Consider the following 22,241-nt stretch of genomic DNA (forward strand, 5'->3'; position numbering starts at 1 on the left):
TTAATCTCTATTTGTAGATTGGACAACTCAGAGGGGCGATGGGAAATCAATGAAACGATTTTTTAAGGGCATTACAATCGGTTGTTTGTTATTTTTACTATCCTTATGCATTGTACCTCCGTTTTCCGTGTCAGCTCACCCGTTAAGTGTGAGTTACAGTACCGTAACGAATACCGGAAATGGTGTTGAGTTTGTATACTCCATAGATCTTTTATCCGTTACCGAATCTACAAATGTGGGGTTGATCGATAAAAAGAAACTGCAGGAATCACATGAAACAATCGACAAATGGATACGGAAAATGCTCTCTGTAAAAATCGACAATGTTGCACAGGCAGGACAATTAAAATCAATGGAGCTCGAAGATAAACGGGAGTTAGGACTGACTTTGGTACGAGTCGTTTATAACTTTCCGAACGCCAAGAACGGACAAACCATAAGTCTGGACGATGCCATGTATATGGGGAATAGCTCTAACTATACGAATCTTCTTGTTTTTAAAGAGGGAGATTCCGTTACTGAAACTGTACTGAAAGGGGGCGAAAGGCATTGGCAAGCCGTCTTGGGAGAAGTTCAGGAGGGGTCACACCATTCTACCCTACCCGGCGGTTGGATTGATTTTTTGCTACTGGGAGCCGAGCATATTCTAACGGGATATGATCACCTTTTATTTTTATTAGCACTGCTGCTTAGAAAACAGACCCTGAAACAATATGCGTCAATCATTACTGCATTCACCATTGCGCATAGCATCACCCTCACCCTCGCTGTAACAGGAATCGTAAGCGTACCTTCACGCTTTGTGGAAGCCACAATTGCGCTCAGCATATGTTATGTTGCGATTGAAAATCTCTTTCTTAAAAAAATATCACACCGGACGATCATTACTTTTTTATTCGGACTTATTCATGGTTTAGGTTTCGCAGGTATTTTAAGCGAGATGGATATTCCAAAATCTCACTTGGCTGTTTCCTTAGTCAGCTTTAATGCCGGCATTGAGGTCATACAGCTTACGCTAGTAGCTCTGCTTCTTCCTTTGCTTACTTGGAGCCAACGCACGCGTTATCAAAGGCAAGGTGTCATCATTGCTTCAACCATCATAGCATTGATCGGTGCTTTCTGGTCGATCGAGCGGTTGTTTCTCTAAGTGATGCTGCAGGTTTAATCCATTCGTTAAGGAGGTGACGCACCATGTAGAGAACTCCATAAATACCTCTGAAGGACTCAAATCGAATACAAAACCAAAAAGGTGGGAATAGACATCATGATGTCACTGTTAAAAAAAGCATCCATGGTTTTATGCTCTCTTGCAATTTTGCTGCCCATCACATTATCCCCATTAGCGGGATCAACTGTTCAGAAGGCTCAAGCAGCTACCGAGAGAACGTTCAAAATTGCTGTATTGCCTGATACCCAAATGTATTCGAGATATAAACCAGAAATATTTGATGCCCAAACAGACTGGGTCAAAAAATTCCAGTATAGCGAAAATATCGTATTCACCACTCATTTGGGTGACATTGTCGATCGAAGCACACAGGAATATGAGTGGAAAAATGCAGACAAATCAATGAAGACATTGGATGATGCGAAGATTCCTTATGGCTATACGACAGGAAATCACGATATTGCCGATTGGCTGGATGACGATAGCCGTGACGATAATGACAGATATAATCAATTTTTTAATCAATACTTCAAGCCTGCTTCCCGCATGGGCAGCAACCCTGGATTTGGCGCCACCTCACCTAAAGGCTACAGCTCTTACTATACATTTCAAGGAGCCGGAAAGACATTCCTCGTACTATTCATTGACTGGAGAGCTGGTTCAGACACCCTAAAGTGGGCCAATCAAGTTCTGCATGACCACCCGAATTACCCAACCATTTTAGTAACACACCAACTTTTGAATATTGATAGCGATGGAAAAACAGCCGTGATGACCGATAACGGCCAATTTTTGTGGGATCAATTGATAAAAGGTAATGATCAAATCTTTCTGACGCTCAATGGCCATCATCATGGAAGTGCTCAAATGGTCAAAAAAAATGATAGTGGACATGATGTACTTATGTCGGTTATTGATTACCAGGGATACTACATGGGCGGTAACGGAATTATGCGAACATTAGAGTTCAATCTTGATGCCGGCACAATTTCCGCCAAGACGTTCTCCCCGTGGGTTATGAATCTACCTGCGGATCAGCGTGACGCAACCTATGACATTGAAGAGTTAACCGATCCCAACAACAAGTTTACTGTGAACATGGACTTTAAAGAGCGGTTCAAAGGAATTTGGGATGAACAAAATAACGCACCGCAGGCGACAGACGTCTTCTATAACACAGCCGATGGGAAAACATTGAGCGCCAAGCTTAAGGCAACGGATAAGGATGCGGACGCATTAACTTATTCAATCGTCTCTCCTCCGACAAAAGGTACTGTGAAGCTGACCGACGCTGCTACCGGATCTTTCCTGTATACACCGGCAGCGGGCATGACGGGTACAGATGCATTCACATTTAAAGTCAACGATGGCTTCGTTGATTCCAACGTCGGAACAGCAACAATTAATATTCGCGATGCATCTGCCGGCAATGGAGAGGTAGCTCACTGGAGATTCGAAAAGCCGGCTGACGGCTCCTTCAATGTTAAGGATATTTCCGGCAACGGCAATGATCTGTACCGAGTAGACCTTATGACGAGAGATGTTCCGGATATCGATATGAAGTGGTCCGATGACAAGTCTCCTTTTTCCAAAAGCAACGGGAGTCTTGAGATTTCCTCTTACGGTAAAAAGCCCGAGGAATTATCCTATCTTCGCACAAGTGACGATGCAATGTTGAATAAAATGACCTTTCAAAATGGTTATACGATCGAAGCATATTTCCGGATAGCCAAAAACTTCGACGCGTCGAAGAACGGCTGGATGGGTATCTTGGGGCGCGGAGGTACGGGAGCAGAAGCCGGTAAAACAGACGGGGACAAGGAAGAGCCTATTGCAACACTGTCTATCTCTACGCTTAAAGAGGTGCAATGGGCAGCCTACCCGACAAATCTTAACGGCCTTAAGACAAACTGGTCGGGTGAAACGTTCTTCGACTGGGTTCACGTAGCCATCGTTAACGATACCCATTCGACAAAGATGTACATTAACGGATCTCCAGTGCTTCGCAACGATGAAGGTGAATCCGGGGAGCCTCTAGGATTAGCTACAGCTATGAGAAATGGAAAATATGTACCGTGGATCGTCGGCGCATATGCTTACGATAATGTGTTCGAAAAAGGATTCAATGGCGGGATTAATGAAATCCGCATTACGGATCATGCATTGGATCATTCGGAGTTCCTCATGAATGAGAATGAAATACCCGTCAGTAACGATATGACCGTAGAAACAAATCAGAACAAAGAATACAATGGAATACTATCCGCTACTGATACAGACATGAACCCGTTATCGTATGAAATTATGGATAAACCAGCGAATGGTTCGGTAACGGTTGATAAGCAAACGGGGAAATTCGTTTATATTCCTAACCGCGATTATAACGGATCTGACCAATTTACTTACCGTGCTTATGACGGCAAAGCGTATTCTAACATTGCCCGTGTTAGCATAACGGTTATCAAGAATAATCCCCCTGTCGCACAAGATATTAGCCTAGCTACCGCTCCTGGCAAACCATTGAACGGGATGTTAAAAGCCGATGATGCAGATGGCGATATGCTTACATTTAAATTACTGAAACAGCCAAGCAAAGGAACGATTCAGTTCATTGATCCGTCCACGGGTGCTTTCCAATATGTACCGGACAATGGACAAACGGGTCCAGATTATTTCATTTATAACGCAACAGATGGTAAAAATGAATCCGCGGAAGCTGCCGTCATTGTACAGATTGAAGATTCTGCAGTGGGTTCAGGAGACTGGAAGGCTTCGAATCTTGAATACTCGGTACGGCAAGGCCAAACATTAACTGCTACCGTTTCCGACGCCGTGTACAAGGAAGATCATGATAAAATCAAACATGTTAAATTGTTAAAACTCCCTGAAAAAGGGCACGTGACAGTGACAGAGGGAAGCAACGGAGCTTTTGAGTACAAGCCGGATGCCGGAAAGAGCGGCATAGACGTGTTCACTTTCCAAATCAGCGATGAAACCAGAACAACCAATGAAGCTTATGTATTTGTTCATATTGAACCGAACAGCGCACCAGTGGCAAGCAATGTTCAGCTTCAAACGACGGTGAATAACGCAGTTGATGGGCACATGAATGCCCGTGATATGGATTCGGATGCTCTCGTTTACCGGATCATTGACCAACCAAAATACGGTTTGCTAACGGTCACGGATGCAACCTATGGATCATTTAAATACGTGCCGAACAGTGGTTTTACAGGAACAGATACATTTACTTACCAAGCGAATGACGGTGTGTCCGACTCCAATATTGCTGTAGTCAGCATTGATGTCAGCGCTCCTCCTTCCAACAATGGTAATAGCGGCGGCGGTATATCTCCGGCTCCAACGCCAACACCAGCAGCAACACCACAACCAACTGCAACTCCAACTCCGTCTGTTGAGCAGCCGAAGCCAACGCCTTCGCCGCAAAAGCCAGCCGAGGGCAATGTACCGACAACCGGATCTGTCACGTTTAATGATTTGTCCAAGCATTGGGCAAAAGAAGCGGTTGACAAATTAAGCAAGTTGGATATCGTCAGCGGTTATCCAGACGGAAGCTTCAAGCCGGAACGGGAAATGACACGTGCTGAATTTGCTGCCCTTATCGTGAAGGCACTCAAGCTCAAGGAAGATAATGGTCCATCGTTCCAGGATATGAACGGACATTGGGCTGATGCCATGGTTCGAACAGCAGCTAAAGCAGGTATCATTGAAGGCGTGAGCGCATCATCCTTTGCGCCAGAGCTTAAGATTACCCGGGAGCAAATGGCGGTAATTATCGCCCGGGCATTAAATATGACAACAGGCAATGAAGGAACATTAAACTTCAAAGACAAGGCAAACATTTCTTCATGGGCTGTTGATTCGTTGAAGGCTCTTGCAAGCAGAGGAATTATCCAAGGCTACTCAGACGGTTCATTCCGCCCCGATAAGCCGGTAAGCCGGGCCGAAGCGGCAACAGTTATTGTGAAAATGTTAGATATGCAAGATTAAATAACAGATAATTTATTTGAGGCTGTTCCAAGTCACCATCTTGTGGTTGTGACTTGGGGCAGCTTTCTTTTATTCGAATGAACAATGGTAAAGCCGGAATCAGCACAAAGAACCAATACGATGTATTGGTTCCTTCAGAGTGTGGATAGACCCAGGTTATTTAAAAATCTTGGGCTTCTTTTGTATTTTGGGAGATGTAAAACTGGGAAGAGCTAGATTAGTCTGGATCTCCCGTTCCAACTTATCTCTAAACAAAACAAAAAAAGCCTTGATATACAAGGCTTTCTGCGTATAGGACGGATGGGGTTCGAACCCATGACCCCTACCCTGTCAAGATAGTGCTCTCCCGCTGAGCTACCGTCCTGCAACGAAATATAATATACCATAGATTGGGCAATAAATGCAATTATTTTTTTAAAAGAAAAAACTACCCGAACTAGTTCTGATAGTATAAACTCTCATCCGCTTCCTTGTTAGCTAATTTAACCACACTTGATCAAAATTCAAGTTTTAGCATTCGATAATTATCCTTTATATAGTTATAGCCTGAATATATAGTTAGAATTAATGCAGCATACATAAGTACCTGGTCGATACGAATTTCCGTGATGTAACGGAATGAGAGGTTATTCAAGAGAACCGCTGATATAGCAATAACCTGAAATACCATCTTTATTTTTCCGAATCGATCGGCCTGCAACGCGATTTTTTGAGATGCTGCCACGATTCGAATCCCGGTAATTATGATTTCCCTTGCTATAATAGCAAAGGCTACCCAAGTATATATTAACTGCTGACTTACCATTAAAATTAAAGCTGTGGAAATTAGGAGTTTATCTGCTAATGGATCTAGCAGCTTTCCTAGGTTTGTTATCTGATTATACTTTCTTGCAATATACCCGTCTAATTTATCAGTGACTGAGGCAAGTAAGAAAACTGCTGCAGCATAATAAATTCCATAGAGATCTATGTGATGTATGATAGTATTTTCCTTGATTAACCATTCAGGATATATAGGGAAGAGCAAAATAAAGATAGGAATTAATAGTATTCTTGCGATGGTTATTTTATTAGCTAAATTCATGTATTCCCTCCTTCATGAGTCAAAGAGATTATAACATTATTCCTTAATATGACAATATGTGTTATCCATTATTGGAATGCGAGTGATCTGCTCTTTTCAGGAGTGGGTAATCCCCGTAATCTCAATCAAATTCCCATCCGGATCATTCAGCATAAAGCAGTAATACGGCTGCACCACATTGATATATAGAATTTCGGTCACGGTCCCAATATTCAATGACTGAATTCGCTCATACTCTCTCTGCAAGTCAGGAACATTGAAGTTTAAAACCACATTGTTACCATATTGGGTAGCTTGATCTTGTTTATATTTCAAATATGCTTCATTAAAATGAACGGATATATCTTCACTATCCTTGATGAGCCGCTGGTCATACTCCGGATTCCACAGGGCAATGGTATTTCCGCAATGAAATTGCGCCCATCTTTCGAGATTTTTGGATATAGCTTTCATATTCAACAATGCCTCATAAAAGGTGATAGACCGGTTCATATCCTTAACGACTAAATAGGTACATCCTAATTGCACTCCACATCATCTCCCATACATAAATTCCAAGTATTTACTTCGAATGATAACGAACATACGATCCTATTGCAAGCTAAAAAAGCCCGACCAATGGGTCCGGCTTTAACTCCCGTTTAGCTTCCTATCATAGCTACTCTCTTCTTTCATAAAATCCCCTCAAGCCAACACCCGCAGCACATCATCAATTTTCCTTCTATGCGACAGCACCCCGTAATTCATCCAGCTGAGAAAATCCACCTCATACACGTGGTTATTGCGGACCGCGGGCAGGCTTTGCCAGAGCTCCGTCTGGAGCAGTTCTCTGCCCTCTCCTTCGCCTTTATCGAAGGTAATGAACAGGTGGTCGGCATCCAGCCGGGCTAACAAGTCTGGCGGGAGGTTAATTCGTCGCTCGCCCCGGGCTAGCTGCTGTACCAGCGGGTGCGGCTGGAGGCCCAAGTCATGGTGTAGTACCCCTGCCGTGTAGCCCAAATCCTCGCTGCCATACAGCGTAATCCCACAAGCCGAAAGCCGGAGAAAGGCTACGGTCTGATTGCGAACGGAACGGTTAAGCAGATGTTTGGCTTCCCTGGCTTTGTGCTCATAGCTACTGATGATTTCGTCCACCTGGCCGGTTCTTCCGAACACCGAGGCCACGGTCATCAGGGTGGAGCGCCAGTCCTCACTGCTCATCATCGGCACCTTGAATATTGGGGCTACGGTCCGGCATTGCTCCAGGCCCCAGCGTTGGTACCCTTCATCCAGCAGGATCAGCTCTGGCTCATACGGGGAGAGTGACTCCCAGTTTCCGGACGAAATCTCGAACGGCGGAACCTGGTGGAGGCCGAGATAATCTTGCATACCCCACTGGGCGTGTGCACACTGGGCAACGGGAATGATGCCAAGCGCCAGCAGGTAATCCTCCATAAATGGAGCGAACACACGAATATTGTCCTGATGGGTGCGGCGGTATTGTCCTGGCGTAACTCCTACTGCCCCTTTAAAGCGCCGGTTAAAATAATACTCGTTGCTGTAGCCCACCGTCTGGGCAATGTCGTAAAGACGGTCATTCGTCATCAACAATAGTTGTTGTGCACGATCAATGCGCAGGTCATTCAGGTGATCCAGGGGGAATTGCCCCGTGATCTCCTTGAACATTCGGGTGTAGCGGGAACGCCCGATCTTGGCTATGTCTGCCAAACGGTCTACCGTCCAGACCTCGTTATAGTGCTGTTTTAAATACTCAATAGACTGCTCTACAGCACTTCGAACGGTATGCTCATGCTTGTCCGTTGTCCTCTGCCGGTAGAGCAGCAGCAATAGCTCCATAAAGTGAATATGACCCATAAGACGGGCAGCCTCCCCGCTGCCGGCCTGGTCTTGGTGAAGCGTCTCCAGCAGCAAAAGACACTTAGAGAACGGTTGGCAATCCACAGGTCCAGGCACCACCAGTTCTCCAGCTTCCGCCAAGCTAACCCGCCTATATCCCGCCTCGCTTTGCCTAATCACTTCAAAACCAATCTGATAATAGCGAAGTCCCTGTGCCCCGCATTCCAATCCCCCCGTCATGCCGGGAGAAAGCAGAAATCCGGTACCTTGCTTTAGAGAAAATCCCGTTCCATCTGCAACCAGCCGTCCTTGTCCCTCTACCGCCACCACTAGGGTCCATTCCTGAAAGAATTTAGGCATCTCTTTGGAATCCGCAGGTCTGTTTAGCAGTTCTATTTGGTTCAAAGCGTATAACAACGCCTCCTTGTTTGGTGGCTCCCTATGATCCACGACATTCTTCCGCTCCTTCTTAATTGAGAATGATTTTCACTAATTCAGTGTAAAACAAAAAAGAAAGCTGTTCAACCGAAGTTGAGAGCTTTCTTCTGATATTTGTCTTACTTCACCATGTATTTCAACAGATCGTCCAATTTCATGGAGTTAGCGGTGATGGCGCCTGACTGCCAGTGGGAACGCTCCATTTTGTACACCTTGCCATTTTTGATCGCCGGGATGTTTTTCCACAGGGGACCTTCCAATGTCTTGTAGGCTTCCTGATTCTCCGGGTCATCCCAGGTTCCGTTGGCCGGGAACACGATAATATGATCCGCTTCTAGCTCGGGGATAACCTCTTCTGAAATAATCGCTTGAGAATCCGTCATATTGGCTGCCATAGGAACAGGCTCAAGTCCAAATTCGCTGTAAATAACCCCGGTATACCGGTTCTTAATCCCAAACAAAGCCAGTGTCTTATCAGCAACATTCAGCCGGATCACCGCCACGGTTTCTTTTCCAACCGCCTGTTGCAGCTTAGCCTTTCCGTCTTCCTCCTTCTGTTTGTATTCGGCTAGCACACTCTCCGCTTTCTCAGGAATGCCCAGCACATCTGCAACAGCCTTCAGCGTCTCGGCAGAGTCCTGTAGAACTGCTTCCTTCAACCGGTAGGTCGGTGCTATCTTGGAATACTGATCGTACTTCTCCTTGTCCACGCCCCCATCCACGATGATCAGGTCAGGGTCCTGGTCCAGCAGCGCTTCCAAGTTGCCGCTAAAATCAAACAATGGAACATCCAAATGAAGATAATCCTGTTTGCCCCAGTTCGGATGATACCATTGAACCACCGGTGTGACTCCCAGTGCTTTTAGATAATCTTCAATATATAGACCGACTACGCGCTTCGGATGAACCGGAATTTCCACCTCTCCGAATTCATCGGTTACTTTCCGTGTTGCATTGTCTTCAGCGTTGTCTTCAGTTGTGTTCTCGGTCTTGCCAGCCGTCTCAGTACTTGGCTGAGTCTTCTCTGTATTATTCGTTGCAGCTGCTTCTTTAGGCGTATTATTGGCCCCGCAAGCTGTCACCCCAAGTACTGCTACCATTAACAAAGCTGTCCATGCAGCCTTTTGACCCCATCTAAGCATCTTTCTCCACCTCAACTGTAATTGATTATCATTCTCATATGATGACAAGAACAATGGTAACCTACAGCTGATCCTTTGTTCAATGCACTTTTTCTCCCGATTTCTTATACAAACGATTGCTCCCGCTTGTCGACAGCGGGGTCCCTTATGTTGTGATTGAGCTGTTATTCTCGCCTTCTGCCAGACTCAACCGCCTGTCAGAACACGAAATTCATACAGCTCCCGGCTGTATGACAACCCACGGATGCGAACACAATTAGGGGTATACTCGCAAATCCGTCCGCCAAGCTCCAGAATATCCTCTGCTTCCCCGCCTTTGACAGCCACCGCTACAAGAGTCTCGGATAACGCCGAGGCCAGCAGATCGATATCACTTTCCAGCACTCTATATGTAAAATCCATTTTCTTCTATTCGCTCCTTGACCTTAGCGCTTATTTAATAGTAATAATTACTATTAATAATATAGCTGTATTTAATCACTGCTGCAAGCCTTAAATTCCCTCCCGCAGCAATAGCGGAATAAAACAGTTGTTGCCGGACAAGCTATTTACACGATCATAAACTATTTATAAAGGAGCAATACGCAATGGGCATTCTAAGTGGCAATCCTAAAGACGAACCCATGCACTACGGCGAAATCTTCGGTGTGTGGCAATTTTCCGCCAAAGCAAAAATGACGCTATCCGCCCTCCAGGCCTACCATTATCATGCAGGCGATCAGGACTTGAAGAAAATTATTGATGATCTGATGGATCAGGCTCAGGGGGAAATCAAAGAATGCGACAAGCTCCTTAAAGCCTCCGGCGTCTTCCCTACCCCTACACTGCCGGATCGGCCTTCCACCAAGCTGGCGGACATTCCAGCAGGGGCCCGATTCTCCGATCCCGAGATTGCCGCTGCGCTCTCTGCCGGGGTGGCCATGAGCCTCGTCGAATGCAGCCAGATTATGGGCATGTCCATCCGCGAGGATGTCGGCGCCCTCTTCATGAAGATTCATGCCGCCATGGCCTCCCTTGGACTCGCACTCCTACGGATCAATAAGCAGAAGGGCTGGCTCATCCCGCCCCCGCTCCAGCTTAAACGCCCGGAACCCGTGCCGGTCTAATCCCTTCTCTCTGATCCTGCGCAAGCAGGGTCTTTTTCCATTATTGAAGGCATCCTCCGCTTACGCGGCCCCATGGTAATGGGAGGTTCATGGTAAGACTTTTTCTTCTTTCAGAAGCAATTTTTTACCAATGACAAGCATATTCATAAGACATGCCTAAATGTGGAGATGTTGAATATGAGGTCATGGTCCAAATACGCCATCATTTTGCTGGGAAGTTTGCTTATTGCCGCAGGGACCAACTTTTTCCTTGTCCCTTATAAAGTTCTGGATGGCGGAATTATCGGCATAGCTCTCATTATCAACTATTTGTATGGTATCAATATCGGAATCGCCATTGTGGTCTGCAGCCTGCCCGTGTTTTTGCTGGCCTGGCTCAAGAACCGCGATGTCTTCCTCAATAGCCTGATAGGCCTGTTATGTTCATCTCTGCTTATTGAGCTCGTGGCCCCTTTCCAGTACCACTTCCTCTATTACATAGAACTTGGACCCATCTCAAGTGCAATTATCGGCGGATTTCTGATGGGACTCGGCCTTGGGCTGATGCTGCACTTTGAAGCCAGCACCGGGGGCACAGATCTGCTTGCCCACTTTATTACCCGCTATGTGCCACTGAACGTCGGGGTCATCATCTTCGTGACGGATGCTATGATCATTGGTGCTGGCGGCCTGCTGATCTCCAAGGAGACCTTTGTTCATTCCCTCTTCACCATCGCCTCCGGCGCAGTGGCTACCGGACTTTGCACCCTGCAAGACTGAAACGAATGGAAATAAATATGCATATACACGATCATATGTTCGTATTATAATAACAATCAACTATCCCGCCCGTCAAAATAACGCCTCTACGTATCTGCTTCTACTGCCTTTACCTGGAGAGTGACGAATATGAATAAAGAACGCATCATTATGCTGTCCGACTGCCAAAGCTTCTATGCCTCAGTCGAAAAGTCCGCCAATCCCCAATACAACGGCAAACCCCTCGCCGTTGCCGGAGACCCGGCCAGACGCAGCGGTATTATTCTCGCCGCCTGCCCCCTCGCCAAGCAACAGGGTGTAAGCACTGCTGAAACTCTGAAGGAAGCCTTGGCCAAATGCCCTGAACTCATCGTGGTCCGGCCCCGCATGCAGCATTACATTGATGTCTCCGCCCAAATCACTGGCATTCTGCGCACCTTCAGCGACCTCGTGGAGCCCTACTCCATCGACGAACAGTTTATAGATATTACAGGCAGCACCTCCCTGTTCGGCAGTCCGCAGCAGATTGCCGCTGCTATTCAGGACCAAATCTCCAAAGAAACCGGCGTATATGCGCGGATCGGCATCAGCTACTCCAAGGTCACGGCCAAGATGGCCTGCGATTTGTGGGCCAAAAAAATCAAGGGCGGCCTCTTCACCCTGGCACGTCAGCAGCTCCCGGAACTGCTCTGGCCGCAGCCCATCGGCAACCTGTTCATGGTGGGCCGCCGTATGTCAGCCCATTTTCATAGTATGGGCCTTACAACAATCGGCCATCTCGCCCAAATGCCCCTGGCCGAGCTGAAATGGCGCATGCGTGAGAAGTTCCACAAGAACTGCGATATTGACGCAGAGCTCTACTGGCGAATCGCCGGTGGTCTGGACGATAGCCCCGTGCATCCGGCAACCTACGAGGCTCCGCCCAAGAGTGTCGGTCATCAGATGACACTGCCCCGCGATTATCACACGCTAGCTGAGATCAAGACCGTGCTCTTGGAACTCGCAGAGCTGGTATGCAGGCGTTGCCGACGCCTCGCGGTGAATGGCGCCGTCGTATCCGTTGGCTGCCAAGGCGCCAGCTTCGAAGCGCCGACCGGCTTTTCCAGACAAAGCAAAATGAGTGATCCCACCAACGCCACAAGCCTTGTATACGAGGCGGCCGTGGCCCTCTTCCGGCGACATTGGGACGGCCAGCCTGTACGCCGGGTGAACCTCAGTCTGTCTGAGCTTAGCGATGAGAACCAGTACCAGCTGACGCTGTTTGAGACCCGCCCCCGGTATCGGGAGCTGGAGCGGGCCACTGACAACCTGAAGAACAAGTATGGTGATACGATTATCGGGCGGGCGGCTTCCTTCACCGATTCCGGACTGATCAAGGACCGGGCAGGCAAAATCGGCGGACATTACAAGTGAACCTGTGTATCGTCTACCAAAAACACAAAAACACCGCACTCCCCTGAAAAAATAACAGGGGATGCGACATTTTTGTACAATACTTTCGTTAGGACTCTTTAAACTAAGAGTTATACAAGATTGATATTCTTAAAATTAGGGATGATAATCAGTCGTCCCTTTCCTTTTTCCTTTTCACTCTCGCTGCCCGGAACGAAAATCCCAATCGTTTGAATATTACCAACCTCGATTGCAAAATCGGAATGCGGTGAAACATCAGTCGTAATGGAAGATGCATTGTAGCGAGTTATCACAAGCTGAAGCACTCTCTGGCCCTCGTTCTTCAACTGTACCAAAGCATCAATTCCAAAAGGAACTTCTTCTACAAAGTAACCCTGACCAACCCCAGCTTTCTGATCGATACGCAAATCTGCATGTTTCATCCTGCTTGACTCCCTTCCAGTTGAGATAATACATAGTATTCGATTCACTGAAGTTGCGACTAGTTATTCAACTATTATTTTAATAAGTAGTTAAAACAACCATAACTTTAATCTATAGAGCACATATATTTACATTATCTGTACCCAAAACTAAGGAGAGATGTCATATGAACTTGCTAAATAGTCTACTAGGCAAACAAGTTGTCGCAGTGGTTGCAGGAGTTACCCAGCCTTTAGAAGGGACATTGGTAGATACGGGAACTGATGTTATAGTTATTAGCAGTGGAGTAAAATTTCTGTATATCCCGATTGCCCACGTTAAATCCTTAATAAACAATCTGGAAGCTATCGGAGAACAGAACGATATCCCCATATCCTTACCTACCAGTCAAGAAACAACCATCTCTCTTCAAACGCTTGTGGAGAATAGCCAGGGGAGTTTTACAGAAATTCATGTTGCCGGAGCCCATACACTTCACGGTTATATTCAAAGAGTTCTGGCAGATTATTTACTCTTCTATTCTCCTATTTTTGATACGATACTCGTTCATATGAAACATCTTAAATATTTGGTTCCCTATCCCCCACAATTTGTTCCTTACTCCTTGAAGCAAGATAAGCTGAATTCAGACCTCTCTGCTGTATCGACAGAGCCCAACTTCATTCAGCAACTAGAAAAAATGGAGGGGAGTTCCATCGTAATAGATCTGGCTGCTCCTTTTCAAAAGGCCGGATTATTAAAAAAAGTCCAAGCTCCAATGTTTGAGCTTGTCACTCCAACTGGTGAAAGTATATTTGCACCGCTAGACCATATTCAGACAGTGAACTACCCAAGAAAATAAAGTCGATAAACAACCAATATATAGATGATGAGAAGAAGTCCAGCTTCAATCGTTCATGCTGCTGTAAGAACGGTTGAAGCTCTTCATCAAGTGAACGCTACAGCGCCCGTGATCACACCCTCTTCGCTCCAGTCTTTAAACAAAAATCAGTTGGACCCAATAGTATAACAAAAACAAAGTTACGACAGTTGTTAATGGGACTACAATCAAGGAGACTTGTAAATAGTCCCTCCATTTAATTCCAATCTTCTTTTGTCTAAGGATATGCATCCAAATAAGAGAAGCAAGTGTTCCAATAGGGAATAGCAAGGAACCCATATCACTCCCTATAATATTAGCAAGATAGATCGTTTTTAATGTGATGGGGTCAAGTCCCATTTCGGTTAAGGTAATGGTTCCGATCATTAAAGCAGGATGGTTATTAAAAACATTAGATAGAATCGAAACTAGTCCGCCCATGATAAAGCTCGCCTGCAGTAATCCTTGTTCTACAATGGGGGTACAAATTCTCACAAGCATGGTTGTTAGTCCGGCATTATGAAGTCCGTATATAATAACGTACATAGAGAAAGCGAAAACTAAGATGTGCCACGGTACTTTCTTTAGTATATCGACAGGATTTGTGCCCAGATGGTACCATCTCCATAGGAGTAAAATACTTGAACCAAACACCGCGACCCATTCAACCGGAATCGTAAAGTAAGATGCAACAAAGAGGAGACAACGCATTACAAAAACAAACAGTAATACTTTCAGCATGAATATTGTCCGTTTTCTCTTGGTTTCAAGAGAAATTCTTTTCTTCAATGGATGAAAGTTGTAAGTGAAAAATCTCTCTTCTATATCATATGTTGCAGCAGGCAATACCTTCGGTAACTTTTTTTTCAATACAAAAAACATTAGGCACGACATAAAAAGTAAACCAATAGTTGCAGGTACAAACATCATTGCTGTATGCATGTACAGGCTCATATGAACAATTTTCAATGCGATTAAATTAACAATATTACTTACTCCGATAGGAGCGCTGGAAGCTGTTGCGATCAAAGCACCACTTAATAGATAAGGAATCATTTGGTGGGGTTTTAACCATAGATTTTTTAGTAATAATATTAAAATAGGAGTTGTAATCAAGATACTTCCGTCATTATTAAATAAAAGAGTCATTAAAAAGCATAGTAGCTGAATATACCAGTACAACCGATAGCCTGAACCTTTGGACATGATCGCTAGTCGTGCAGCAGCCCAATTAAAAAAACCAAAGCTTTCCAATATGACAGCCATGACAATAGTCGCCATAATGGTAACAGACGCGCCCCCAATCTTATCGATGATGTCTACAACTTCATTGCCAGATACGATTCCAGTAAGTAATATAATCGCAGCTCCGATTGATGCTGGCCATGCTTCATTTATACCGCCAGGTCTCCAAAAAATAATTAGCATGGTCATAGTGAAGACAAAGAAAGTCATTGCGATGTCGAAAGTCATGATTACACTCCTCCTTTGTGCCTTTCAAAATATAAGACAAGCGCTACACTCTAATCACTATATTTATATTCACCGCACGATAGACGGGACTGGTTATACAGCCAATTCAACAAATATGTATCTTTTAAATTATCTAAAAAGGTACTGTTTAATTTAAAATTTTATATTAGGGTTGATATTTTCCGGCGATGAGGCGACAATCGGATATATATTATTCCAGGGGAGGATCACAGAAAGTTGGAAAGTACAGGCATCATCAGCAACAGTTCCACCCATGAAATTATCGACCTTTGTCTGTTAGCTGGAAAAATCATGCTGCAAAGCGGCGCAGAAACCTACCGTGTCGAGGATACGATGATCCGCATAGCCGATGCTTTGGGATTTCCGAATGCGCACAGTTATGTGACACCGACCGTGATTGTATTCGCGACCAGCCGGACAGAACCGGCCAAGCTGTTCCGCATTGCCGAGCGGACCACCGATTTGCAGAAGGTATCAGAGGTCAATGACATCTCGCGCCGCCTCTGCGAACGGCAAATCACGGCAGAGGAAGCCCGGGCGCGGCTTGGGGAAGTAGACAATGCTGCCCATGCCTATCCCATATGGATGCAGATCGTTGCCGCGGCACTGACAGGCGCCAGCTTCACTGTAATGTTCAAGGGCAGCCTCTGGGACGCGCTCCCCGCACTATTCGTCTCAGGCCTCGGTTATGCGGCGGTAATCTACCTGCACCGGCTGGTCCAGGTCAAATTCTTCGCGGAATTCGGCGCGGCCTTCCTGATCGGTTTATCGACCTTCTTTTCGGTCAAGTATGGCGTGGGGCGCGAAATGGACAAGATCATTATCGGCTCTGTTATGCCGCTGGTTCCGGGTCTGCTCATTACCAATGCAGTCCGCGACCTTATGGCCGGCCATCTGGTCTCCGGACTGTCCAAGGGTGCGGACGCCTTTTTGACTGCGTTTGCGATCGGGACAGGCATCGGACTTGTACTGTCGATGCTATAATCACCCTTTGAAAGAGGTTAGCGACTCATGATTTTGCAACTGATTACCAGCTTTATTGCCGCCGCCACCTTCTGCATCCTGTTCAATGCGCCAAGGCGTGCGCTGCTGCAATGCGGAACTTCCGGTATGGTGGGCTGGCTGGTGTACTTATTATTGGACAAACAATGGGATACGGTGATTGCCACCTTCTTTGCGACCGTCGTGGTCGGCGTGGTCAGCCAGATTTTTGCCCGCTCCTTCAAGATGCCTGTCATTATCTTTAGTGTCGGAGGGGTCATCACGATGGTGCCCGGTGGCATGGCTTATGATGCGATGCGCAAATTCGTGGAGAAAGACTACATCGATGCCGTGCAAATTGCTACGCAGGTATTGCTGCTCTCGGGAGCCATTGCTACAGGCCTTGTGCTGAGCGAGGTGCTGGGACAGATGTTCCGCCGAAAGAGAAAGCAAGGACTGTAGGCAGCAACAAACACAAAGAGCCGCACGGGCTGTCCCGGCGGCTCTTTGTGTTTTACATTAATCCTCCCATATCGAAGCTTCCAAATGGTCTACAAAATGACGCAGTCTGCCCGCAACCTTCCGGTTAATCGCGCCCTCCTGATACATCTGCTGCACCTTGTCGCGCTGCTCCTGAATGGCCTTCAGCTTAACTTCCAGCTTCCGGGCATCCATCACACCATCCGGGGTCCATCCACTGTCTCCACTGAGCCTTGCCATCAGCATCTCATATCTGTCGATCACATGCTGGGAGGCTTCACGGTTCTCCTCATTCATGTGGTCCCGGATCGCTGCCACGGCAGCCTGCGACATGACCAGCTTGGCTTTGCAGGAGACTTCCTTATACTGCGCGGCGGCAGCCTGCCAGCCTTCCACTTGACCACGCTGCCCTGCGAACATGCCAGAGAACACCCGCCCTACCTCAGACAAGGACAGCCGGATCTGCGAGTTCAAATGCTTGGCGAAGAAGGCTTCCGTATAATCCAGCATCTCCGTCATTTTCTCCGCTACACCCGCCGGAACCTCTTCCTTCTCTATCAGAGTATTCAGCGCCTTGCGCTCAGCATGCAGCCCGACAATGCGTGCCTCCATGCCCAGTTGACGCATTCGTTCCGCTGCAGGATCATCATCCTGCCCCGGCAGACTCATTTTCTGAATTTTCTCTTTGAATTCGTTCAAAGCAGGCTGAGCCGAATCCCGCGAATCCCCATCCATCATACTGCGCATCATCGCCATTCCGGCATCAATGACCACTGACTTCGCAGCCTGCTCTGATCCTTCTTCCGAGCCAGCACCCTCTTCTCCTTTACCAGCCAGAGCCGGCAAAAAGATGCTGGCGATCAGCAGCGACATCAGAATACAGCCTGCCGCCAGGAAAATCATCAGGTTCCGTTCGGGGAACGGCGAGCCATCACCCAGCACCAGCGGAATCGAGAAGGCACCCGCCAGCGTAACCGCCCCGCGCACTCCTGAAATCGAGGTGATCAACACCTCTTTGAGAGATCTCTTTTCAGCCTTTTCCCCGCGATGCATCCATAGCGTAAATCCATACACCCATAGGAACCGCAAAACAATGAGCAACACAGTAATGGCAAGTACATAACCAAAGACCATCCAGTTATCTACGGCGCTGTCACGGTAGACTACGCTGATCACATCTGGAATGGACACCCCGAGAATAAGGAATACCATCCCGTTCAGGATAAACAGCAGGACAGACCAGGTACTGGCCGACACAAGCTGAAGCTTATACTGCGGCGATACCGCCCGGTCTTTCTCAATTGCATAAATAACACCACCCGCAACAACGGCAAGGATACCAGACAGACCCAGTTCCTCACTCACGAGATAAATAATAAAAGGAGTCAAAATTTGTAGCAATGTATGTACCGTTACATCTTCCATACCAAGTTTACGAATAAACACGCTCAGACGAATAAGCAGGAACGCCAGCACGGCACCCGCCACCAACCCGCCAACTGCAATCAGAATGAAGCTGAATGTCGCTTGACGCAGGGAAAAGACACCGGTCACCGCGGCCGCAATCGCAAATTTGAACGCAACCAGACCAGAAGCATCGTTCATCAGCGACTCCCCTTCAAGCACCCTGTGAATGCTCTTCGGCAGGTGAACACGCCCGGCAATAGCACTAACCGCCACCGCATCGGTAGGCGACAGAATGGCTGCCAGCGCAAAAGCCGCTGCCAGTGGAATGCTCGGGATCATCCAGTGGATGGCATAGCCCGCTACAAGGACGGTTGCAAAGACCAGGCCCAACGCAAGCATCAATATCGGCGCCCGCAGATTCCACAGTTCGGCCCGCGGCGTGCGCCTTCCGTCATTGAACAGTAACGGCGCAATGAATAATACGAAGAACAATTCAGGTTCCAATTCCATATGTATCCCCGGTGGGATTAATACAACAAGTACCCCGAGGCCAATTTGTATTAGGGGAATAGGTACGAACGGTATAAACCGGTTCACAATATTGGATACTGCAATTAACCCAAGCAGCACCAGTACAGCAAGTAAAGTCTCCAAGTTGATCATCTCCTCCAAGTAATCCCATTATTATAGCGTAAACTTAACTTCTGGCAAAATCGCAGGACGGAGCAGTTCCGTTTTAGAGTGAAAGCTCTCCCCCTCTTAAGATCAGAGTCTCCATAAATACTTAACGGGGCACCTCTCGACTATGTATGGTTACTTTTCCATTTATAGCTTTAGAGTGAACTCATTATATATTGACAAAAATATTTATTTGTGGTATGATTAAATATTTACATATTGAAATTAATATTCAAAATGCTATGATATGCATTAGCCACACGGCAGTACTCTTATCCATAAACGGAGGGATACCATGCATATTGCCAAAGGAATAGACATGCTGGAGATCACGGCACAGGTTATGGGCGGAAGTGATACCCTCTACCCTGTCCTGCTCCATGACGAGAACACTGCGGTATTGATCGATACCGGATACCTGGGTCTGCTGGAGAATTTCCAGGAGGCCTTCGACAAGGCTGGCGTTCCCTGGTCCAAGCTTGGCACCATCTTAATTACCCATCAGGATCTGGATCATATCGGAAGTCTGCCCGCTATTCTGACTAGCCGCGGAAATGCACCAACCGTTCTAGCGCACGCCTTAGAGAAGCCCCATATCGAGGGTGAAAAAATGCTACTCAAGCATACGCCGGAGGCGCTCGCTGCCGCCGAAGCGATGCTCCCGCCCCATGTGCCCGCGGAATGGCGGCAGGCCTTTCTATCCGTGCTGAAGAACCCGCCGAAGGGGAAAGTGGATGACACCCTTGCAGACGGTGAGCAGCTTCCTCTAGCGGGCGGAATCACTGTCATTCATACACCTGGGCACAGTCCCGGACATCTTTGCCTATACCATCAGGCCAGCCGAACACTTATTGCGGGGGATGCATTGATCGTCCGGGAGGGTGAGCTTCATGGACCGGATAGCTCGTCTACCCCTGACATGGCAACAGCGGTGGCTTCTTTATCCAAGCTGGCCGACTATCCCATAGACACGGTGATCTGCTACCACGGCGGGATATATCGCGGGGACGCCAATCGGCGAATTGCTGAATTGTCCGAAGGACAACAGTAACGCAGAATCAGCAACAGTAATTACAGGGTCAGCAAAAAGGCAGGACCGGAATTAACCGGCCCTGCCTTTTTTTTCAAAACTATTCGTCTTATTGCTTCACGATCAATCTGATCCCGATATTCCATGGGTCCTTGATCGCTGGTACGCCATCTTGCTCTTCCACAGCATATCCTGCCTGACGGACACGTTCCAGGGCAGCGGCCCGCTCTTCTTCGCTAGGCAGCAGCAAGGTGAAATAATCAATGTTCGGTGCATCCGCCGGCGCTGCAGGCGCGCCTTCTCCGGCCCAAATATTCAGCCCGATATGGTGGTGGTAGCCTCCGGCCGAGATGAACAATGCCGCATCGCCATAGTGAGCCACCTGTTCGAATCCCAGCAGATCGATATAGAACTTCCGCGCCTCATTCAGATTTCCGACGTGAAAGTGCACATGACCAATGACTGTACCTGACGGAAGCCCACTCCAGGTCAGACCTTCCGAAGCAGCCAGCAGGCCGTCCACATCAACAGCATCGGTGGTCATGATATAGTTCCCTTGCGGATCCCGTTGCCAAGTCTCGCGAGGACGATCCCGGTACAGCTCAATGCCGTTATTATCAGGATCCTGAATATATAGCGCCTCACTGACCAGATGATCTCCCTGTCCTACATGAATGTCGGATGCAATCAGGTTGCGTAGAACAAGGCCCAGGCTCGGACGGTCTGGCACCAGAATTGCAAAGTGATACAGTCCTGCTGCCGAATTACGACGGAGTACTTTGGCATTCTCAATCTCCCGCAGAATAACTAATACGGTCTCCCCGTCAGCCGTCAATTCAGCCTCATGCGCTGTCTGCCGCAGCACCTTGAATCCGACAACATTTTGATAAAAGGCAAGGGAACGCTCCAGATTGCTGACCCTGATCTGTACAAGTCCAATTTCGGTATCCTGATGCAATATCGCTGTAGCAGTCATATCAATTCCTCCTAAAGGTAGGTACGGTACGAAGTCCATCTCCATAAGTATTCTTTCCAGTTTTCTCAGCTTGCTCGCTTCACATACATATTTGTAACCACTGAAGTTACATATTAACTATAATTAGTATAGTAACATTCCATAAGTTTGTCAATTACCTCCACGAAAAACGATTAACCTTAGTCAGGCATAAGCGCAAGCGAGCAAAAGTCCTTCGCAACGATTTCTCAACGTAAAAAGGACATCCCCTAGCAGCCATTTCATGACTCTTTGGAATGCCCTTCCTAGAACAAAGTACTCTTTAATAGACTCTCGTGTTCCAAAGTAGGAAAAAACTCAAATTAATCTAATATTAATTTTGAATAAACATTGAGATCGTTAAACTTTCCGTCTACTCTTTCGTATTGTCTAAGTGTTCCTTCAAACGTAAAATTGAGCTTCTGCAAAAGCTTTATAGAATTCACATTTTGGGGATCAACCTTTGCTTCGATTCGATTTAGCTTCAAAGATGAGAATGCATAATCTAACAAAGAAGAGAGAGCTTCTGAAGCATATCCTCTTCCCCAAAATGATTTAGCAATGTCATACCCTATCTCTGCTTTTTCATTTTCAAAATCCAAAGAATTATAACCACAAGAACCTATAATTTCATTGGACTCTTTGTTAATTATGGAGAAACGAATAGCCTTAAGGTCTCGAGAAAGATCATCAAGAAGATTAATCATTTCGATTGCTTGATGTTCATCAGTAAAACAACTAACATTCATAAATTTAGTAACTTCTGGATCAGACCAAATTTTAAACAAGCTAGAAGAATCCGATACCTTCATTTTTCTCAAATGCAAACGTTCTGTTTCTAACACTGTAATCAATACTTTTACCTCCATTATATTTTAATAGCCAGGTTTAAAATATTGATATCTGCGCATAGTTCAGTCCCTTCATCTTTGAAATTAGATTTCATTATACATGAGAAT

The 22,241-nt window shown here is 46.6% G+C and carries 19 protein-coding genes and 1 tRNA gene; 9 read left to right on the plus strand and 11 right to left on the minus strand.

Annotated elements, in window-relative coordinates:
• Positions 1 to 49 precede the first annotated feature (49 nt).
• Together ACFRAM_RS13380 and ACFRAM_RS13385 are read left to right on the plus strand one after the other, a co-directional pair.
• The gene (locus ACFRAM_RS13380) at positions 50 to 1,147 is read left to right on the plus strand and encodes a HupE/UreJ family protein (RefSeq protein ID WP_379466258.1); all 1,098 of its coding nucleotides are present in this window, start codon (positions 50 to 52) and stop codon (positions 1,145 to 1,147) included.
• Positions 1,148 to 1,264: 117 nt separating this feature from the next.
• Positions 1,265 to 5,179, plus strand: a complete 3,915-nt coding sequence (locus ACFRAM_RS13385) for an Ig-like domain-containing protein (protein WP_379466259.1) — start codon at positions 1,265 to 1,267, stop codon at positions 5,177 to 5,179.
• Between the two features lie 292 nt (positions 5,180 to 5,471).
• Here ACFRAM_RS13385 and ACFRAM_RS13390 read toward each other — a convergent pair.
• The 6 genes from ACFRAM_RS13390 to ACFRAM_RS13415 all read right to left on the minus strand — a co-directional run bounded on the left by ACFRAM_RS13390 (position 5,472) and on the right by ACFRAM_RS13415 (position 10,081).
• Positions 5,472 to 5,543 (minus strand) — tRNA-Val (locus tag ACFRAM_RS13390).
• 132 nt (positions 5,544 to 5,675) lie between these two features.
• Positions 5,676 to 6,263 (minus strand): CDP-diacylglycerol--glycerol-3-phosphate 3-phosphatidyltransferase, encoded by a 588-nt coding sequence (gene pgsA, locus ACFRAM_RS13395; protein WP_379466260.1) that lies wholly within the window; start codon positions 6,261 to 6,263, stop codon positions 5,676 to 5,678.
• Positions 6,264 to 6,359: 96 nt separating this feature from the next.
• Complete coding sequence (locus tag ACFRAM_RS13400; RefSeq protein WP_379466261.1) at positions 6,360 to 6,791, minus strand: VOC family protein; 432 nt, start codon at positions 6,789 to 6,791, stop codon at positions 6,360 to 6,362.
• A gap of 156 nt (positions 6,792 to 6,947) precedes the next feature.
• A complete protein-coding gene (locus ACFRAM_RS13405) occupies positions 6,948 to 8,504 on the minus strand; it encodes a helix-turn-helix domain-containing protein (protein ID WP_379466262.1) in 1,557 nt (518 codons plus the stop codon).
• 152 nt (positions 8,505 to 8,656) lie between these two features.
• Positions 8,657 to 9,679, minus strand: coding sequence for an ABC transporter substrate-binding protein (locus ACFRAM_RS13410; RefSeq protein WP_379466263.1), 1,023 nt, complete (start codon positions 9,677 to 9,679; stop codon positions 8,657 to 8,659).
• Positions 9,680 to 9,865: 186 nt separating this feature from the next.
• Positions 9,866 to 10,081 (minus strand): hypothetical protein, encoded by a 216-nt coding sequence (locus ACFRAM_RS13415; RefSeq protein WP_379466264.1) that lies wholly within the window; start codon positions 10,079 to 10,081, stop codon positions 9,866 to 9,868.
• Positions 10,082 to 10,266: 185 nt separating this feature from the next.
• Between ACFRAM_RS13415 and ACFRAM_RS13420 the strand changes: the two genes are divergently transcribed.
• The 3 genes from ACFRAM_RS13420 (at position 10,267) to ACFRAM_RS13430 (ending at position 12,936) form a co-directional block, all read left to right on the plus strand.
• Positions 10,267 to 10,785: a DUF3231 family protein gene (locus ACFRAM_RS13420; protein ID WP_175374503.1), complete on the plus strand. Its 519-nt coding sequence runs from the start codon at positions 10,267 to 10,269 to the stop codon at positions 10,783 to 10,785.
• Between the two features lie 177 nt (positions 10,786 to 10,962).
• On the plus strand, positions 10,963 to 11,544 hold the full coding sequence (locus ACFRAM_RS13425) for a YitT family protein (protein WP_379466265.1): 582 nt from the start codon (positions 10,963 to 10,965) through the stop codon (positions 11,542 to 11,544).
• A gap of 129 nt (positions 11,545 to 11,673) precedes the next feature.
• Entirely contained in the window at positions 11,674 to 12,936 is a 1,263-nt protein-coding gene (locus ACFRAM_RS13430) for a DNA polymerase IV (protein WP_379466266.1), read from the plus strand.
• A gap of 110 nt (positions 12,937 to 13,046) precedes the next feature.
• Here ACFRAM_RS13430 and ACFRAM_RS13435 read toward each other — a convergent pair whose 3' ends face one another.
• Entirely contained in the window at positions 13,047 to 13,358 is a 312-nt protein-coding gene (locus tag ACFRAM_RS13435) for a hypothetical protein (protein WP_379466267.1), read from the minus strand.
• 167 nt (positions 13,359 to 13,525) lie between these two features.
• Here ACFRAM_RS13435 and ACFRAM_RS13440 point away from each other — a divergent pair, with 167 nt between their 5' ends.
• Positions 13,526 to 14,200 carry a hypothetical protein gene (locus ACFRAM_RS13440; RefSeq protein WP_379466268.1) on the plus strand — a complete coding sequence of 225 codons (675 nt, stop codon included), beginning with the start codon at positions 13,526 to 13,528 and terminating at the stop codon, positions 14,198 to 14,200.
• A gap of 135 nt (positions 14,201 to 14,335) precedes the next feature.
• Here ACFRAM_RS13440 and ACFRAM_RS13445 read toward each other — a convergent pair whose 3' ends face one another.
• On the minus strand, positions 14,336 to 15,691 hold the full coding sequence (locus tag ACFRAM_RS13445; RefSeq protein WP_379466269.1) for an arsenic transporter: 1,356 nt from the start codon (positions 15,689 to 15,691) through the stop codon (positions 14,336 to 14,338).
• Positions 15,692 to 15,928: 237 nt separating this feature from the next.
• On the opposite strand from ACFRAM_RS13445, the gene ACFRAM_RS13450 reads away from it, so the two are divergent.
• Both ACFRAM_RS13450 and ACFRAM_RS13455 read left to right on the plus strand, forming a co-directional pair.
• On the plus strand, positions 15,929 to 16,696 hold the full coding sequence (locus tag ACFRAM_RS13450; protein WP_175374500.1) for a threonine/serine exporter family protein: 768 nt from the start codon (positions 15,929 to 15,931) through the stop codon (positions 16,694 to 16,696).
• Positions 16,697 to 16,723: 27 nt separating this feature from the next.
• Positions 16,724 to 17,155, plus strand: coding sequence for a threonine/serine exporter family protein (locus ACFRAM_RS13455; RefSeq protein ID WP_379466270.1), 432 nt, complete (start codon positions 16,724 to 16,726; stop codon positions 17,153 to 17,155).
• A gap of 57 nt (positions 17,156 to 17,212) precedes the next feature.
• Here ACFRAM_RS13455 and ACFRAM_RS13460 read toward each other — a convergent pair whose 3' ends face one another.
• Complete coding sequence (locus tag ACFRAM_RS13460; RefSeq protein WP_483875009.1) at positions 17,213 to 19,243, minus strand: Na+/H+ antiporter; 2,031 nt, start codon at positions 19,241 to 19,243, stop codon at positions 17,213 to 17,215.
• 310 nt (positions 19,244 to 19,553) lie between these two features.
• On the opposite strand from ACFRAM_RS13460, the gene ACFRAM_RS13465 reads away from it, so the two are divergent.
• Positions 19,554 to 20,309 carry an MBL fold metallo-hydrolase gene (locus ACFRAM_RS13465; RefSeq protein ID WP_379466272.1) on the plus strand — a complete coding sequence of 252 codons (756 nt, stop codon included), beginning with the start codon at positions 19,554 to 19,556 and terminating at the stop codon, positions 20,307 to 20,309.
• Positions 20,310 to 20,397: 88 nt separating this feature from the next.
• Here the strand turns inward: ACFRAM_RS13465 and ACFRAM_RS13470 are convergent, their stop codons facing one another.
• Positions 20,398 to 21,264, minus strand: a complete 867-nt coding sequence (locus ACFRAM_RS13470; protein ID WP_379466273.1) for a VOC family protein — start codon at positions 21,262 to 21,264, stop codon at positions 20,398 to 20,400.
• A 341-nt stretch (positions 21,265 to 21,605) separates the two neighbouring features.
• Positions 21,606 to 22,136, minus strand: coding sequence for a GNAT family N-acetyltransferase (locus ACFRAM_RS13475; protein ID WP_379466274.1), 531 nt, complete (start codon positions 22,134 to 22,136; stop codon positions 21,606 to 21,608).
• Between the last annotated feature and the right edge of the window lie 105 nt (positions 22,137 to 22,241).

The sequence above is a fragment of the Paenibacillus sp. NPDC056722 genome, assembly GCF_042790635.1.
GTDB classification, from domain to species: Bacteria; Bacillota; Bacilli; order Paenibacillales; family Paenibacillaceae; genus Paenibacillus_AQ; species Paenibacillus_AQ agri.